Source organism: Xanthomonas sp. 3075, from assembly GCF_014197275.1.
GTDB lineage: Bacteria > Pseudomonadota > Gammaproteobacteria > Xanthomonadales > Xanthomonadaceae > Xanthomonas > Xanthomonas campestris_B.
On the sequence record NZ_JACIFI010000011.1, the window covers coordinates 64,619 to 80,369 of the forward strand.

Below are 15,751 nucleotides of genomic sequence, written 5' to 3' on the forward strand. Positions count from 1 at the left end.
AGCTGTCCGCTCGCCCGCCGTTGCGAATCCGCACTCCCAAATCCCCAATCCCGGCTACTCAGCCAGCTTGATCTCGTAGATCTTCGGCCAGCGCTTGCCGGTGACAAACAGCCGATCGCGCTTGGCGTCGTAGGCAATGCCGTTGAGCACATCGTTGGTGGAGTCGGTGAGCGTGTCGGCATCGGGTACCAGCGCCTTCAAGTCGATCCAGGCGATCACCTTGCCGCTGGCCGGGTCGATGCGTGCGATGCGGGTGGTCAGCCAGACGTTTGCCAACAGCTCGCCTTTGACCCATTCCAGTTCGTTGAGGTTCTCCAGCGGCTTGCCGCGCGCGGTGACCTGGATGCTGCCGACCTGCTGCAGTGTCTGCGGGTCCAGCCGGCGGATGCTGGCGGTGCCATCGCTCATGTACAGGCTGGTGTCGTCGCTGGTCAGCGCCCAACCCTCACCGGGATAGCTGAACTGCGTGCGCGGCGTCAGCGTCGCCAGGTCGTAGACGAATCCCCGCTGGTTGCGCCAGGTCAGCTGGATCAAGCGGTCGTGCCAGGCCACGATGCCTTCGCCGTAATAAGGCGGTGGGATATCGACCTGTTGCAGCACCCGACCACTGTCCAGATCGACCTTGCGCACGCTGGATTGGCCCAGTTCGCCGGTACTTTCGTACAGGTGTCCGTCGCGATAGAACAGGCCTTCGGTGAAGGCGGTAGTGTCGTGTGGATAGGTCCGAACGACGGTATAGCCCTGGGTCGGAATCGTCTCGCGGCAGTGGGCGGCGGACGGCAGCAACAGGGCGGCAAGGAGCAGGGCGTGGGCGGTACGTAGCATGCTGCGATCATCCCATGCCAAAGCCCTGGCTGCAGTCTCGATGAGGGTCGGCGCAGTCGGCCATGATTGGCTGAACGATCGCCTGGGTGGTGCCGAAACATTGTCGCGGCTGCCACAGCGGCGCTGCTAGGCTCGGCGCCACGTTCACCACTGGAATGCTCACATGATCAAGTCGCTCTCTCTTCTCGCGCTGCTGGGCGTCGCCACCCTCGCTCCGCAGGCTCAGGCTGCAGGCAATATCGACTGCAAGCTGTCGTTCAATCTGTCGGGCTGGTCGGTGTTCTACAAGACTGCCAGCGGCACCGGCACCATCACCTGCGATAACGGCGCGGTGATTCCGGTCAAGATTTCCAGCAAGGGTGGCGGTCTGACGGTCGGCAAGTCCAAGATCACCGGCGGTCGCGGCACCTTCTCCGGCGCTTACAGCCTCAACGACCTGTTGGGCACTTACGCGGCTGCCGAAGCGCATGCCGGCGTGGTCAAGTCCAGCACCGCTCAGGTGGTCACCAAGGGCGATATTTCGCTGGCGTTGGCCGGCACGGGTGAGGGCGTGGATCTGGGCGTCAACGTCGGCAACTTCGTCATCGAACGCCGCAAGTAAGCGCAGCCGAACCACGACTGCGCGCATTGGCAGGCAGGCGCGGTAGCTGCGCGGAATCTGCATGGATCTGCGGTTCTTTGCGCCGTCTGCGCCCATCGACCGATTGCCCGCCATGTGCGGTTGGCCGCTTCAAGTCGTAACAGCGGGTTCGTGGCGCGTTGCGGACACGTGATGCGTGCCTGACGCGATGCGCGCAGAGAGTTTGATCGCATGGGTGTGGTGTACAACGTCGTCGCTGCAACCAACCGCCACGTCATACGCGATTTGCTGCACACATAAAAACGGCCCTTTGCAGGGCCGTTTTTTTATTGCGCGTGCCGCACCTCAGCGGCCGCGATTACCGCCGCCACCTGGCGGGCGACGATTGCCGCCGCCCGGGGGACGACCACCGGGGCCGCCCGGACCACGCGGCGCGCCGCCCGGACCACCGGGACCGCGATTACCGCCCGGAGCACGGTTGCCACCGGGGCCGCCTGCACGTGCGCCGGTCGGGCGCCCGGCCGCCGGACGTGCCGCACCATACGGGCTGAAACCCGGGTTGGCATGATCGGACGGAAAGCTCGGTGCATTGCCCGGATGGCCATACGGGTGCTTGCGCTGACCCTGGCCTTGACCCTGCGACTGACCCTGTCCGCCACCGGCGCCGCCACGCCCTGCGCCGCCTGCACTGGGACGGCCATTGCTCGGGCCACCGGCACCTGGACGCGCACCGCCTGGACCCTTCTTGGCGTAAGGACGCGCCTGGCCGGTGCCGGGACCGCTGGGGCCGGCATTGCGGTGGCCGCTGGGGCCGGTGCTCACGCCATCGGGCACGTACCAGCTGCGGAACGCGGCCGGGTTGCCATCGGGCAGCGCACGGTCCCCCTTGCCGGGAGCGCGCGGCTTGAACGGGCGCTGCTGCGACTGCTTGGCCGCTGCTTCGCCGCTGACGGTCAGGCCGCCACGGAAACCGCCCGGCTTGCCACGGCCACGGCCGCCGCGGTCTTCGCGCAGGTTGTCGAAGCGACGCAGTTCGCGGCCTTCGTCGGCGCCGGAGGTCTGGCCGTTGACGTAGGCATTGCTGCGGCCATCGCGCGAGACGTGCACGGTGGACTTGGCGGCGCGACGCTGGCCGATCACCGGCTGCAGCGTCAGCGCCGACGGCGCGCCTTCTTCCAGCTTCAGTTCGGCGCGCAGGGCGTCGACCTTGTCCTGCGCCACTTCCACCGATTGCCCGCGCAGCAGTTCGCGCGGCAGCGAGATCTTGCCGTAGCGGCTGCGCTTGAGGCGGCTGACCTGGCAGCCCTGCGATTCCCACAGGCGACGCACTTCGCGGTTGCGGCCTTCCTTGACCACCACGCGGAACCAGTCGTGCGAGTCGGTGCCGCCGATGCGTTCGATCTCGTCGAACTTGGCACCGCCGTCTTCCAGCAGCACGCCGCGCGACAGCCGCTCGATGATGGCGTCGGACACTTTTTCTTCGCCTTCCGGGGCACGCACGCGCACCACATATTCGCGTTCGACCTCGTAGGAGGGATGCATCATCGCGTTGGCCAACTCACCGTCGGTGGTCAGCAGCAGCAGGCCGGTGGTGTTGATGTCCAGCCGGCCGATGGCGATCCAGCGCGAGCCCTTCAATGCCGGCAGCGACTCGAACACGGTCGGGCGGCCTTCGGGATCTTCGCGGGTGGTCACTTCGCCTTCGGGCTTGTTGTAGATCAGCACGCGCGCCGGTTCGGTCAGCGCGCTGGCCACGAAGCTGCGGCCATCCAGTTCGATCTTGTCGCCGCTGCGCACCGACATGCCGGTCTGCGCGACGGCGCCATTGACCTTGATCAGGCCATCGGCAATGCGTTGTTCGAGAGCGCGGCGCGAGCCCAGGCCGGCCTGGGCCAGCACCTTGTGCAGGCGCTCTTCCAGCTTGGGCGCTTCGGGCGCGCTGTCGCGCTTGAGGGAAAGCTTGTTCAACGACAGCTTGCGGGGGGTGTCACTCATGTGTCTGGCTCCGGCCGACGCGTTCTGGGTCGGCCTCTGGGTCGGAATCGGCTTCGTCAACAGCCACGGTCGTCGTCGCGACGGCGTTGTCTTCGTCTTCGTTCACTGCATCCGCGCGCGTTCCCGGCGCGGTGTCGGGGTCGCCCTCACGGGCGTCATCTGGGTCCAACGTGTTCGGGTCCTGCGCCGAGGCATGCTCGGGGTGCTGCGGTGTGTCGTTACTCAACGCATCGGCGCTGGCGTGGTCATCGACCTGGCCGTCTTCGTGGTCTTGTTGGTCACGCAATGCTGCCGCGGTGCTGGCTGCGTGATCGTCAGCATCGGCAGTGCCATCAACAGTCGTTCCAACAGCGGGATCGACGTGCGTTTCGTCATCGGTGTCGCTGGTTGCTTCGGTCGTGCTGTCCGGGTCTGGCAAGGCGTCGCGGTGTTCCGGTGCATCGTCGCCCTGGTCAGCGTCTGCGTCAGCGCCGACACCGGCCTGGGTATCCGCCCCGGTCGCGGCAGCCGTCGCTGCATCGGCATTGGCGCCGTCTGCATCGGCCGTCTGCGGACCTGCGTCCGAATCCGCATCCGCGCCGGCTTCATCGCTTGCTGCATCCATCGCCGCCGATGCCGGCACCGCGCCATCCAGTTGCCCGTCGCGGTCCAGCGGCAGCTGCGGTTCCAGCTCGGCGATGTCCTTCAACTCAGACAATGGCGGCAGCTCGTCCAATCGCTTGAGCCCGAAGTAATCCAGAAAGCCCTTGGTGGTACCGAACAGCGCCGGCTTGCCGGGCACGTCGCGGTGGCCGACCACGCGGATCCACTCGCGTTCTTCCAGCGCCTGGATGATGTTGCTGCTGACCGCCACCCCGCGCACCTGTTCGATCTCGCCACGGGTGATCGGCTGGCGGTATGCGATCAGCGCCAAGGTCTCCAGCGTGGCACGGGTGTACTTGGTGCGGCGCTCGGTCCACAGCCGGGCGACCCAGCCATGCACGTCGGCCTTGACCTGGAAGCGGAAGCCCGAGGCCACCTCGACCAGTTCCACCCCGCGTTCGGTGCAGCCCTCGCGCAGCAGTTCCAGCGCGCGCTCGACGCTGCCTGGCGGCGCCGGCTCTTCTTCGGGAAACAGCCCCTGCAGCTGCGCCAGCGTCAGCGGCTGGCTGCTGGCCAACAGGGCGGCTTCGATAATGCGGGTGATCAACGCTTGATCCATTCGGTGATCGGCTTCAGATAGGTTCGTTGGCGGCATCGCTGTCGTCGAATTCGCTGGAGAATTGCAACGGCGCATTGGTATTGCCCAAGGCCAGGGACTTCACGTAGATCGGCGCCAGCGGCGCTTCCTGCACGATGTCCAGCAACTGCTCCTTGGCCAATTCGAGCAGCGCCAGGAAGGTGACCAGCACGCCGAGCTTGCCTTCTTCGGCAGTGAACAGCGATTCGAAACGGTAGAACTTGCCATCGTCCAGACGGCTCAGCACATCGCCCATGCGCTGGCGCACACTCAGCGCCTCGCGCTTGATCGCATGGCCGGTGAACAGTTCGGCGCGCTTGAGCACGTCGTACAGCGCCATCAGCATTTCCTTCAATTCCACCGGCGGCGGCAGCTTGACTGCGGCGCGCTCGGGCAGATGCGCCTGCACCGGCGCACTGTCGCGGCCCATGCGGGGCAGGGTGTCCAGATCCTCGGCCGCCTGCTTGAAGCGCTCGTACTCCTGCAGCCGGCGCACCAGCTCGGCGCGCGGGTCGTCCTCTTCGCCGTCCTGGCTCGGGGGGCGCGGCAACAGCATGCGCGATTTGATCTCGGCCAGGATCGCGGCCATCACCAGATATTCGGCGGCCAGTTCGAAGCGCAGCTCCTGCATCACATTGATGTAGTCCACGTACTGCCGGGTGATTTCGGCGACGGGGATATCCAGAATGTCCAGGTTCTGCCGGCGGATCAGATACAGCAGCAGGTCCAGCGGACCTTCGAAGGCGTCCAGGATGACTTCCAGCGCATCCGGCGGGATATACAGATCCTGTGGGATCTGCAGCACCGGTTGCCCATGCACCACCGCCAGCGGCATTTCCTGCTGTTGTGGCGGCGCGCTCGTGGCTGGCGGATTCGCGTCGTGCGCGAGTTCGGAATTCATCAGGTCGACATCGGGTGTTACGGTCGCCGGCCGCGATCTGAGCCGCGCCTGCAGGGCTTTGCCTTGAGTTATTGCGATCAATGTCGTGCCCGTGCCGGCACGATCTTACAAATCCACATACGCCAATCCACATAAAACAGGCGCCACGTGGCATGCGGCGACGGAACAGCGAGGAGGTCGTCTACGCGGGCCGGCGGTGGGCAGCGAATCAGTCGTCGGGTGAGGCGTGTGCCTGGTCCTACGCGCCGCTGCGTCCGGTTGCGTGTGCAGTAGGTGTCAAGGGTAATGCGTGCGCGGGGGCGGTGTCCAGCGCTGACGCGGCTAGAATCCCTGCAGTGATCTTCAAGTCTTGGCGAGGTGGCATGTGTGGTACGTAATCGAAGGGTATGACCGGGCCGACGCATTGGCGGCGCGGCAGCAGGCGCGACCGGCGCATCTGGCGCGTTTGCAGGCGCTTGCGGCGGCCGGGCGGTTGCTGGTGGCCGGCCCATGTCCGGCCATCGATGCCGAAGATCCGGGCCCGGCCGGTTTCAGCGGCAGTGTGGTCATCGCAGAATTCGACGCCCTGGAAGACGCGCGCGCCTGGGCCGATGCCGATCCCTACGTGGCAGCCGGCGTGTATGGGCGCACCGAGGTTCGCCCGTTCCGCAAGGTGCTGCCATGAGCCGGGTCGAGCGGATCCGCACCGCGCTGCAGTCTGCGCTGGCGCCGACCGAGCTGGACGTGGTGGACGATAGCCATCGGCATGCCGGGCATGCCGGCGCGCGCGATGGGCGTGGTCACTTCAATGTGCGCGTGGTCAGCGCCGCGTTTGCCGGCAAAGCCCCGTTGGCCCGTCACCGCGCGGTCTACGCCGCAGTCGGCGAGATGATGCAGACCGATATCCATGCGTTGTCGATCGAAGCCTTCGCGCCGGGCGAAGCGGGGTAGGCCGGCCGATGTCGCGGAGCGGGCTGCGACCACAACCGTGCCGACCGCCACGGTCGGCGTGGGCATCCAGCAGGCGCCGCACCTGACGCGATACCGATGTCCCTGTGTGTCTGCCGGCCATCGTACGAGCCAGGCGCCGCATCAAGCGTGACCGCCGTGGTACTTCGTTTGTGGACGCAGTCGTGCGTGATTGTTGCGACGCAGCAGAACATTTCACTTCGCCATCATTCGTAGATGCTTGATCTGTAAGCGTTTTCACAGTCGTTCTCACAGGGGTTTACGCCCTTGTATGAAAACGCTTACAGTCCGCGCCAGTTTTGGGAACTCGGTCGCGGAGGGCGACACGAATGGCCAATGGTGCGGTCACCATCAAAGATGTCGCTCGAGAAGCACAGGTCTCTGTTGCAACGGTGTCGCGTGCGCTCAATGGGCACGAGAACGTTGCCGGCCCGGTGCGCCAGCAGGTGCTGGAGGTAGCGCAACGCCTGCGCTACAGCCCGCATGCAGCGGCGCGCAGCTTGAGCAGCCGTCGCACCCAGACCCTGGGCGTGGTGTTGCCCGACCTGTATGGCGAATTCTTTTCCGAGCTGATCCGTGGCATCGACGGCGCCGCGCGCGCGGCCGGCCAGCATCTGTTGGTGTCCAGTTACCACGGCGATCCGGAAGCGCAGGGCAGGGCACTGCGCGCGATGCGCGGGCGCGTGGATGGCCTGCTGGTGCTGTCGCCGTATGCCGAACAGCCGGGATTCCTCACCGACAACCTGCCGCAGGCGCTGCCGACGGTCTTGATCAACGCGCACCTGCCGGGCGCCGACTACCCGGTACTGAGCATCGACGACCATGCCGGCGCCATGGCCATGACCGAGCATCTGTTGGCGGCCGGACATCGGCGCATCGCCTTCATTGGTGGACCGGCGCTCAATTTCGATGCGCGCGAACGCCTGCGCGGATTCCGTGATGCGATTGCCGCGCACGGCACCCAGGCGCAGGGCATCGAATACGCGGGCGACTTCGATGAAGCCTCCGGCCATCGCGCCGGGCTGGCGATGCTGGCCGATGGGGCCTTGCCCGATGCGGTGTTTGCCGCCAACGACATGACCGCGCTGGGCTGCCTGTATGCGTTTGTCCAGGCCGACGTATCGGTGCCCGGCGAGGTGGCGCTGGCTGGCTTCGACGATATCCCGCTGGCCCGTTTCGTCCACCCGGCGCTGACCACGATGCGGGTCAGCATCGCGCGCCTGGGCGAGCAGGCGATGACCCGGCTGATGCGGCTGGTCGAGCAGCCCGGCCGCGACGACGGCATGCGCCAGCTGCTCACGCCGGAATTGGTGATCCGCGCGTCCTGCGGTGCCGCCGAGCTGGTCTCCTGATCGTTCGAACGCCCTGACCTTTTTCGCGGACGTTCTGTCCGCTCCCGCTGCCCCCCGCAGCGGTCGTTCCTGCAAGTCGCAACGCCACAACAACAATCTGTACCGATCCCTGGAGGGACCAATGCGCCACCACTACCCCCATTCCGCCAGTCCGGCGCGCAAGCTGCTCAGCTGCGCCCTGGCCAGTTGCCTGCTGCTGGGCGCCGCACCGGCCTTCGCGCAGAGTGCTGCTGCGACCATCCGTGGCCAGGTCACCGTCGATTCGGCACCTGCCAGCCAGGCCCAGGTCACCGCGACCAACCTCGCCACCGGCCTGACCCGCACCGTGCAGGTCAGCAACGGCGGCTATTCGCTCGGCGGCCTGCCGCCGGGTTCGTATCGCCTGGACGTGACTGCCAACGGCCAGACCACCTCGCAGAACGTCACCGTGCAGGTCGGCCAGACCGCGACCCTGAACCTGGGCGTCGGTGGCGAACCGGCCACGGCCGCCGGTGGCAACGCCACCACGCTGGACGCAGTGCAGGTCAAGGCACCGCCGGTGCTGGTGGAAACCCGCACCTCCGAAAACGCCACGTACATTTCCAACGTCCAGATCCAGAACCTGCCGCGTGCCACGCGCAACTTCCTGGAACTGGCCGACACCGTACCGAACGTGCAGTTCACCCGTGAAGCCAACGGCACCACCAAGGTGCGCACCGGCGCCACCTCGGCCGAAGGCACCAACGTCTACATCGACGGCGTGAGCCAGAAGAACTACGTGCTGACCGGCGGCGTCAGCGGCCAGGATTCCAGCCGCGGCAACCCGTTCCCGCAGTCGGCGATCGGCGAATACAAGGTCATCACCTCCAACTACAAGGCCGAGTTCGACCAGGTCAGCGGCGCAGCCATCGTGGCCTCGTCCAAGTCCGGCACCAACGATTTCCATGGCAGCTTCTTCTGGGACACCAGCAACGACGGCTGGCGCGAGGAGAGCCCGCTGGAGAAGAAGGCCGGCGTGCGCGACGACTTCGAGGAAACCCAGTACGGCGCGACCTTCAGCGGCCCGATCCTCAAGGACAAGGCGCATTTCTTCGTCGCCTATGAAGCCAAGGAATACACCACCCCGAACGTGGTGATTCCCGGCTCGATCTATTCCGACCGTGTCGACCAGTTGCCTGCGCAGCTGCAGCCGCTGGTGGCCACCTACAGTACCCCGTTCAAGGAAGACCTGTACTTCGCCAAGATCGACTGGACCATCGGCGACAACAACATGTTCGAACTGAGCGGCAAGTACCGCAAGGAAGACGAGCTCAACGACGTCGGCGGCACCTCGACCTACGAGCACGGCAGCATCAACGGCCAGGAAGAAAAGCGCGCCAACCTGCGCTGGCAGTACAGCGGTGAAAGCTTCCTCAACGAAGCCAACTTCAGCTACGAAAGTGCATTCTGGAACCAGGCGCCGATCAACAACGGCACCGGCTACGTGCTCAGTTATGCGCCGGTACGCGGCATCGAGGACGAAGTGCTCTCCGCCGGTGCCGGCGGCAGCTTCCAGCGCAAGGGCCAGAAGGGCTGGACGTTCCAGGACGATTTGACCTTGAACAGCCTGGAATGGCACGGCGCGCACACCGTCAAGATGGGCGTGAAGTTCAAGAGCATCGATCTGGATTCCACCCAGTTCAACCCGGCCAATCCGCAGTACTACTACAACATCCTCGGCGATCTCGGAACGCCGTACCGGGTGCGCTTCGGTGCGCCGCTGGTCGAAGGCGGCGGGTCGGTGGTGTCCAAGAACAAGCAGTACGGCATCTATCTGCAGGACGACTGGGAGGTCAACGAGCACTGGACCTTGAACCTGGGCGTGCGCTACGACTACGAAGAAACCCCGGCGTTCCTGGACTTCGTCACGCCGTCCGATGTGGCCGGTGCGTTGCAGAACTGGCCGAACCTGCAGAACGCCAACTACGACATCAACAACTTCATCAGCACCGGCAACAACCGCAAGGCGTTCAAGAACGCCTGGCAGCCGCGCCTGGGCGCCTCCTACGACCTGTTCGGCGATCAGGCCCACGTGATCTACGGTGGCGCCGGCCGTGCGTACGACCGCAACATCTTCGATTACCTGGCACTCGAACAGCTCAACAACTCGTTCAAGTCCTACAGTTACTACTTCAGCAACCCCAACGCCCAGAACGGCCAGGCCTGCCTGGGCGACCCGTGCGTGGCATGGAATCCGGCCTACAACACCCAGGAAGGTCTCGACGCGCTGGCGGCGAGCAGCAGTGGCGGCGGCGGTCGTGAGGTCTATCTGATCGACAACAACATCAAGACCCCGTACTCGGACCAGTTCAGCATCGGCATGCGCAACATGGTGCCGCTGTGGGGCCAGGACTGGTTCACCGACGTGACCCTGAGCCGCATCGCAAGCCACGACGGCTTTGCGTTCGTGCGCGGCAACCGTCTGCCGGACGGCTCGTTCTTCCAGCCGGGCACCACCTCCGGCTCTCCGACCGACGGCCCGGACGGCTATAGCGCGATCGTGCTCGGCACCAATGGCGTGGAAACCCGCAATAACCAACTCGCGTTGCAGGTTGAAAAGCCGTTCGACGAGGAATCCGGCTGGGGCCTGACCGTGGCCTACACCTATTCCGATGCCAAGGAAAACCGCCAGTTCGGCGAGCATTACGCGCTGGATCGCGAACGCGTCCAGGACTATGGCTGGCGTGAGGCCGGCGGCATTCCGAAGAACCGCCTGGTGGTCACCGGCATCTACGAGCTGCCCTACGAGGTCAAGCTGTCCGGCAAGCTGTCGCTGGCCAGCCAGACCGCGCGCTACGGCCAGAACTGCGTGGCCGGCAACGACCAGTGCTACATCGTCCAGTTCAAGCCGGACGGCACGCTGGGCTACAAGGAATTCAGCATCGCGGCCAACAAAGAATGGGATACCGGTGGCGGTGTCAAATTCAATGTGCGTGCGGATATCCTCAACGTCTTCAATTGGGTGAACTACGCCGACTTTAACGGCGAGACTGGGACACTCGGAGACTTGAATACGGCGTACGGCACGCCGACCGGCGTGTTGGCGTCGCCGATGCGTACCTTCCGTCTGGCCTTCGGCTTGAACTGGTAAGCAACCGACCGCCCTGGCAGCTGCCAGGGCGGTCGTACTTGGCGCGCAGATGGAGTAGGTTTGCGTGCGGGATGTAATCGATTACACAAGTGGGGGGCGGATGAATAGGGGTCTGACATCGCGTTGGCTGGTAATTTCACTCATGGCAGGCGTCCTGGCGCTGTCATCCTGTAAACAGGCCGAGGAGCCCAAGGTGGCCGAAAAGAAGGCCCCGGTGAAAGTGATCTTGATCGAAGCACAACTACCGCCCAAGCCGGTCAAACCGCCATTACCGCCGCTGTTCTCGGATATCGAACGGCGCACCTTCCAGTTTTTCTGGGACACCACCAACGAACTCAATGGACTGGCGCCGGATCGATTTCCGTCGCGCCCGTTCGCCAGCATCGCGTCGGTCGGGTTTGCGCTGACCGCGTATCCGATCGGGATCGAGAATGGCTGGGTCAGTCGCAATCAGGCGATCGACCGCACCTTGACCACACTGAAATTCTTCCGCGATGCGCCAATGGGGCCGCAGCGGACCGGTAGGGCCGGCTACAAGGGCTTCTACTATCACTTTCTGGACATGCAGCAGGGCAACAGGTACGACAGCTGGGTCGAGCTGTCGAGCGTGGATACCGCGCTGCTGATGATGGGCGTGTTGTTCACCCAGTCGTATTACGACGGCGACGACCCGCGCGAAAAAGAGATCCGCCAGATCGCCGACATGCTGTACAAGCGCGTGGACTGGCGCTGGCTGCAACAGCGTGCGCCGCTGATCTCGATGGGCTGGTTCCCGGAGAGCGGCTTCATCGACCACGACTGGATGGGCTACAACGAGGCGATGATGCTGTACATCCTCGCGCTCGGTTCGCCCACCCACGGCGTCGATGCGGATGCATGGACAAGCTGGACCCGTACTTACAACAACGACTGGGGCGTCTACCAGGGCCAGGAATACCTGTCCTTCGGCCCGATGTTCGGTCATCAATACAGCCATGTCTGGATCGACTTCCGCGATATCCAGGACCAGTACATGCGCGAACGCGGCATCGACTATTTCCTCAACAGCCGCCGCGCCACGCTGGCCCAGCGCGACTACGCCATCGACAACCCGATGAAGTGGAAGGACTACGGCGAGAACGTCTGGGGCCTGACCGCCGGCGACGGCCCGCAGAACACCAGCCAGGAATACCGCGGCGAGCAGCGCCAGTTCCGGCACTACTCCTCGCGTGGCGCCGGCCTGCGCGAAAATTTCGACGACGGCACCATCGCCCCGACCGCGGCGATCTCCTCGATCGTGTTCGCACCGGAAGTGGTGATCCCCGCCACCGAGGAAATGCACAAGCGCTACGGCGACTTCCTGTATTCGAGCTACGGGTTTCTGGATTCGTTCAACCCCAGCTTCAACTACGACATCCCGCTCAAGACCGGACGCATGGTGCCCGATCGCGGCTGGGTGGCCAGCGACTATATCGCCATCGATCAAGGCCCGATCCTGGCGATGATCTCCAACTATCAGAACGAATTCGTCTGGAACGTGATGAAGAAGAACCCCTACATCCGTGCCGGTCTCGAACGCGCCGGCTTCACCGGCGGCTGGCTCACCCCCGAAGGCGAGCCGCAGCCGTTGCCGAAGAAGGACGAGCAGGCCGCCGCCGCGCGCTCGCTGGGCATGGCCGAATCGCGTGCCGCTGCTGCCCAGGCTCAGCAAGATCCGTCGCAGCGGCAAAACTCCACGCAACGCCCCAAACCCGAGTAATCCGTGCGCCTTTTGAAACTGTTGATAGTGGCCGCCGCCCTGTGCATGGGTGCGGCGGGATGCGAACGCGCCGACCCCGGCAAGACCACCGTGCGCTTTTGGGCGATGGGCAAGGAAGCCGAAGTGGTCGCCGAGCTGGTGACCGAGTTCGAGAAGCAGAACCCCGATATCCGGGTCGATGTGCAGAACATCCCGATGACCGCGGCGCACGAGAAACTGTTGACCGCCTTCGCCGCCGACGGCCTGCCGGACGTGTGCCAGCTCGGCAACACCTGGCTGCCGGAATTCGCCTTGCTCGACACGCTGGAGCCGATGCAGCCGTACGTGGCGCGCTCGAAGATCGTCGATCCGCAGGATTATTTCCCCGGCGTGTGGGACACCAATGTGGTCGACGGCACGTTGTACGGGGTGCCGTGGTACGTGGACACGCGGCTGCTGTTCTATCGCAAGGATCTGTTGCGCGAAGCCGGCTATAACGAGATGCCCAAGACCTGGGCTGAGATGGATCAGGTGATGGCGGCGATCAAGCGCAAGGTCGGCCCGGACCGCTTCGCCATCTTGATGCCGCTCAACGAGTTCGAGCAGCAGCTGTCGTTCGCGCTGCAACAGGACGACCGCCTGCTGCGCGACCACGACAATTACGGCAACTTCCGTGGCGAAGGCTTCCGCAAGGCGCTGGGCTTCTACGACAACATGTTTCAACAAGGCTGGGCGCCGAAGGTCTCCGAGACCCAGGTGTCCAACGTCTGGTACGAATTCTTCAACGGCTCTTACGCGTTCTATCTGTCCGGCCCGTGGAACGTACGCGAGTTCAAGCTGCGCCAGCCGCCGGGCATGGAAGGCAAGTGGGGCACTGCGCCGCTGCCGGGTCCCAACGGATTGGGCGCGGGCATCGCCGGCGGTTCCAGTCTGGTGATCTTCAAGGCGTCGCAGCACAAGGATGCCAGCTGGAAGTTGATCGAGTACCTGTCGCAGCCGCAGGTGCAGGCGCGCTTCCACGCCATCATCGGCGACCTGCCGCCGCGTCGCAGTACCTGGAAATTGCCGTCGCTGGCCAACGACGAACTGGCGCATGCCTTCGGCGACCAGTTGGAGCGGGTCAAGGCCACGCCCAAGGTGCTGGAGTGGGAGCGCATCGTGCAGGAAATGCGCCTGGTGACCGAGCGCGTGGTGCGTGGCGGGCAATCGCACGAGGCCGCCGTGCAGGAACTGGATAAACGCGTGGACGATATTCTGGCCAAGCGCCGCTGGATCTTCGAGCAGGAGGGCGGGCATGTCGTTCCGGCAGGCGAAGCGGCGACGCCTGCGGTGACGCCGACCGCAGCGCCAGTTGATGGCAAGGGAGCGGCACGATGATGAAGCGCAATTCCGTCGCCGGCTGGGTGTTCGCCGCGCCGTCGATCATGGTGCTGGGCATGTTCTTCGGCGTGCCGGTGTTCGCCGCGCTGGTGCTCAGCGTCACCGACTTCGACCTGTACGCGCTGGCCGACAGCAGCCATCTGCGTTTCGTCGGCCTGGGCAATTACATCGAGTTGCTGCAGACGCCGCTGTTCTGGAAGTCGTTGTGGAACACCACGTATTTCGTGCTGCTGGGCGTGCCGATGTCGATCGGTGTGTCGCTGGGCGCTGCACTGTTGCTCAACGCCAAGGCCTCGCGCTTCAAGGCGCTGTTCCGCACCGCCTTGTTCGCCCCGGTGGTGACCACGCTGGTGGCGGTGGCGGTGATCTGGCGCTATCTGTTCCATATCAAATACGGCTTGGTGAACTTCGGCCTGAGCCATCTGGGCATCGCCCCGATCGACTGGCTGGGCGATCCGCGCTGGGCGATGCCGACCATCATGCTGTTCGCGGTGTGGAAGAACTTCGGCTACAACATGGTGATCTTCCTGGCCGGTCTGCAGGCGATTCCGCAAGATCTCTACGAGGCCGCGCGCATCGACGGCGCCTCGCGCTGGAAGCAGTTCCTGCACATCACCTTGCCGATGCTCGGCCCGGTACTGATGGTGGTCGGTGTCATCACCATTTCCGGCTATTTCCAGCTGTTTGCCGAACCGTACGTGATGACCCGCGGCGACCCGCTGCAAAGCACCGTGAGCGTGCTGTATTTCATGTTCGAGGAAGGCTTCAAGTGGTGGAACCTCGGCCGCGCGTCGGCGGTGGCGTTCCTGCTGTTCCTGATCATCCTGGCGGTGACCACCGTGATGCTGCGCTTCGGCCGCAAGAGAGATTTGATATGAGTCGTGATGTCGGCCAATCGCGCTGGAATGCCGTGCTGATCAACGGCGGCTTGCTGGTGCTGGCCTTGGTCAGCCTGGCACCGTTGCTGTGGATGCTGTCGGTGTCGTTCATGCCCACCGGCGAGGCCAGTCGTTTTCCGCCGCCGATGCTGCCCTCGGCGTTCACCCTGGCCAACTACCACGAGCTGTTCGCGCGCACCGGCATGGCGCGTAATTTCGCCAATAGCCTGATGGTGTCCGGGCTGATCACGCTCGGTTCGCTGCTGATCAACACCATGGCCGGCTATGCGTTCGCCAAGCTGCAGTTCGTCGGCCGCGAGCGCATCTTCAAGATCCTGATGGCCGCGCTGGTGATCCCGGCGCAGGTGGCGATGCTGCCATTGTTCCTGCTGATGAAGCAGCTGCATCTGGTCAACAACATCGGCGGGGTGGTGGTGCCGGCGCTGGCGACGGTGTTCGGCATCTTCCTGGTGCGCCAGTACGCGCGCAGCATTCCCGATGAGCTGATCGAAGCCGCGCGCATCGATGGCGCCAGCGAGATGCGGATCTTCTTCCAGATCGTGCTGCCGATGCTCAAGCCGGTGCTGGTCACCTTGACCATCTTCACCTTCATGGGTTCGTGGAACGACTTCATGTGGCCGCTGATCGTGCTGACCGACCAGGAGCAGTACACCTTGCCGGTAGCGCTGGCAGCGTTGTCACGCGAGCACATCATGGACGTGGAGTTGATGATGGCCGGCGCGGTGGTGACAGTGATTCCGGTGCTGCTATTGTTCGTGGCGCTGCAGCGCTACTACATCCAAGGTCTTCTGCTGGGGAGTGTGAAGGGGTGAGATTCCTGTTCCTG

The 15,751-nt window shown here is 64.5% G+C and carries 13 protein-coding genes; 9 read left to right on the forward strand and 4 right to left on the reverse strand.

The window, feature by feature from the left end; genetic code table 11:
• Positions 1-54 precede the first annotated feature (54 nt).
• On the reverse strand, positions 55-825 hold the full coding sequence (locus GGR62_RS11960; protein WP_184408119.1) for a glutaminyl-peptide cyclotransferase: 771 nt from the start codon (positions 823-825) through the stop codon (positions 55-57).
• Positions 826-988: 163 nt separating this feature from the next.
• Between GGR62_RS11960 and GGR62_RS11965 the strand changes: the two genes are divergently transcribed.
• The gene (locus tag GGR62_RS11965; RefSeq protein ID WP_184408120.1) at positions 989-1,426 is read left to right on the forward strand and encodes a hypothetical protein; all 438 of its coding nucleotides are present in this window, start codon (positions 989-991) and stop codon (positions 1,424-1,426) included.
• Between the two features lie 324 nt (positions 1,427-1,750).
• Here GGR62_RS11965 and GGR62_RS11970 read toward each other — a convergent pair whose 3' ends face one another.
• From GGR62_RS11970 to GGR62_RS11980, 3 genes are read right to left on the reverse strand one after another with little or no spacing between them, the layout of a single operon-like run.
• On the reverse strand, positions 1,751-3,400 hold the full coding sequence (locus GGR62_RS11970) for a pseudouridine synthase (RefSeq protein WP_184408121.1): 1,650 nt from the start codon (positions 3,398-3,400) through the stop codon (positions 1,751-1,753).
• Positions 3,393-4,676, reverse strand: a complete 1,284-nt coding sequence (gene scpB / locus GGR62_RS11975) for an SMC-Scp complex subunit ScpB (RefSeq protein ID WP_184408122.1) — start codon at positions 4,674-4,676, stop codon at positions 3,393-3,395. Before scpB ends, GGR62_RS11970 begins: the two co-directional genes overlap by 8 nt.
• Positions 4,615-5,520, reverse strand: coding sequence for a ScpA family protein (locus GGR62_RS11980; protein WP_184408123.1), 906 nt, complete (start codon positions 5,518-5,520; stop codon positions 4,615-4,617). Before GGR62_RS11980 ends, scpB begins: the two co-directional genes overlap by 62 nt.
• Positions 5,521-5,884: 364 nt before the next feature.
• Here GGR62_RS11980 and GGR62_RS11985 point away from each other — a divergent pair, with 364 nt between their 5' ends.
• The 8 genes from GGR62_RS11985 to GGR62_RS12020 all read left to right on the forward strand — a co-directional run bounded on the left by GGR62_RS11985 (position 5,885) and on the right by GGR62_RS12020 (position 15,737).
• Positions 5,885-6,184: a YciI family protein gene (locus tag GGR62_RS11985; protein ID WP_184408124.1), complete on the forward strand. Its 300-nt coding sequence runs from the start codon at positions 5,885-5,887 to the stop codon at positions 6,182-6,184.
• Positions 6,181-6,450, forward strand: a complete 270-nt coding sequence (locus GGR62_RS11990; RefSeq protein WP_184408125.1) for a BolA family protein — start codon at positions 6,181-6,183, stop codon at positions 6,448-6,450. The genes GGR62_RS11985 and GGR62_RS11990 overlap by 4 nt, the downstream gene beginning before the upstream one ends.
• 347 nt (positions 6,451-6,797) lie before the next feature.
• Complete coding sequence (locus GGR62_RS11995) at positions 6,798-7,820, forward strand: LacI family DNA-binding transcriptional regulator (RefSeq protein ID WP_184408126.1); 1,023 nt, start codon at positions 6,798-6,800, stop codon at positions 7,818-7,820.
• A 121-nt stretch (positions 7,821-7,941) separates the two neighbouring features.
• Entirely contained in the window at positions 7,942-10,929 is a 2,988-nt protein-coding gene (locus GGR62_RS12000; protein ID WP_184408127.1) for a TonB-dependent receptor, read from the forward strand.
• A 100-nt stretch (positions 10,930-11,029) separates the two neighbouring features.
• Complete coding sequence (locus GGR62_RS12005) at positions 11,030-12,667, forward strand: glucoamylase family protein (RefSeq protein ID WP_184408128.1); 1,638 nt, start codon at positions 11,030-11,032, stop codon at positions 12,665-12,667.
• A gap of 3 nt (positions 12,668-12,670) precedes the next feature.
• Positions 12,671-14,023 (forward strand): sugar ABC transporter substrate-binding protein, encoded by a 1,353-nt coding sequence (locus GGR62_RS12010; protein ID WP_184408129.1) that lies wholly within the window; start codon positions 12,671-12,673, stop codon positions 14,021-14,023.
• Positions 14,020-14,904, forward strand: coding sequence for a sugar ABC transporter permease (locus tag GGR62_RS12015; protein ID WP_184408130.1), 885 nt, complete (start codon positions 14,020-14,022; stop codon positions 14,902-14,904). The genes GGR62_RS12010 and GGR62_RS12015 overlap by 4 nt, the downstream gene beginning before the upstream one ends.
• Positions 14,901-15,737 carry a carbohydrate ABC transporter permease gene (locus GGR62_RS12020; protein WP_115040133.1) on the forward strand — a complete coding sequence of 279 codons (837 nt, stop codon included), beginning with the start codon at positions 14,901-14,903 and terminating at the stop codon, positions 15,735-15,737. The genes GGR62_RS12015 and GGR62_RS12020 overlap by 4 nt, the downstream gene beginning before the upstream one ends.
• Positions 15,738-15,751: the final 14 nt, after the last annotated feature.

What these genes read in the sequence shown, in the direction of transcription:
- GGR62_RS11970 (WP_184408121.1), bottom strand. Translation starts at nt 3,400, where the DNA reads ATGAGTGACACCCCCCGCAAGCTGTCGTTGAACAAGCTTTCCCTCAAG.
- GGR62_RS11960 (WP_184408119.1), bottom strand. Translation starts at nt 825, where the DNA reads ATGCTACGTACCGCCCACGCCCTGCTCCTTGCCGCCCTGTTGCTGCCG.
- GGR62_RS12000 (WP_184408127.1), top strand. Translation starts at nt 7,942, where the DNA reads ATGCGCCACCACTACCCCCATTCCGCCAGTCCGGCGCGCAAGCTGCTC.
- GGR62_RS11995 (WP_184408126.1), top strand. Translation starts at nt 6,798, where the DNA reads ATGGCCAATGGTGCGGTCACCATCAAAGATGTCGCTCGAGAAGCACAG.
- GGR62_RS12015 (WP_184408130.1), top strand. Translation starts at nt 14,020, where the DNA reads ATGATGAAGCGCAATTCCGTCGCCGGCTGGGTGTTCGCCGCGCCGTCG.
- scpB (WP_184408122.1), bottom strand. Translation starts at nt 4,676, where the DNA reads ATGCGCCGTTGCAATTCTCCAGCGAATTCGACGACAGCGATGCCGCCA.
- GGR62_RS11990 (WP_184408125.1), top strand. Translation starts at nt 6,181, where the DNA reads ATGAGCCGGGTCGAGCGGATCCGCACCGCGCTGCAGTCTGCGCTGGCG.
- GGR62_RS11965 (WP_184408120.1), top strand. Translation starts at nt 989, where the DNA reads ATGATCAAGTCGCTCTCTCTTCTCGCGCTGCTGGGCGTCGCCACCCTC.
- GGR62_RS12005 (WP_184408128.1), top strand. Translation starts at nt 11,030, where the DNA reads ATGAATAGGGGTCTGACATCGCGTTGGCTGGTAATTTCACTCATGGCA.
- GGR62_RS12020 (WP_115040133.1), top strand. Translation starts at nt 14,901, where the DNA reads ATGAGTCGTGATGTCGGCCAATCGCGCTGGAATGCCGTGCTGATCAAC.
- GGR62_RS11980 (WP_184408123.1), bottom strand. Translation starts at nt 5,520, where the DNA reads ATGAATTCCGAACTCGCGCACGACGCGAATCCGCCAGCCACGAGCGCG.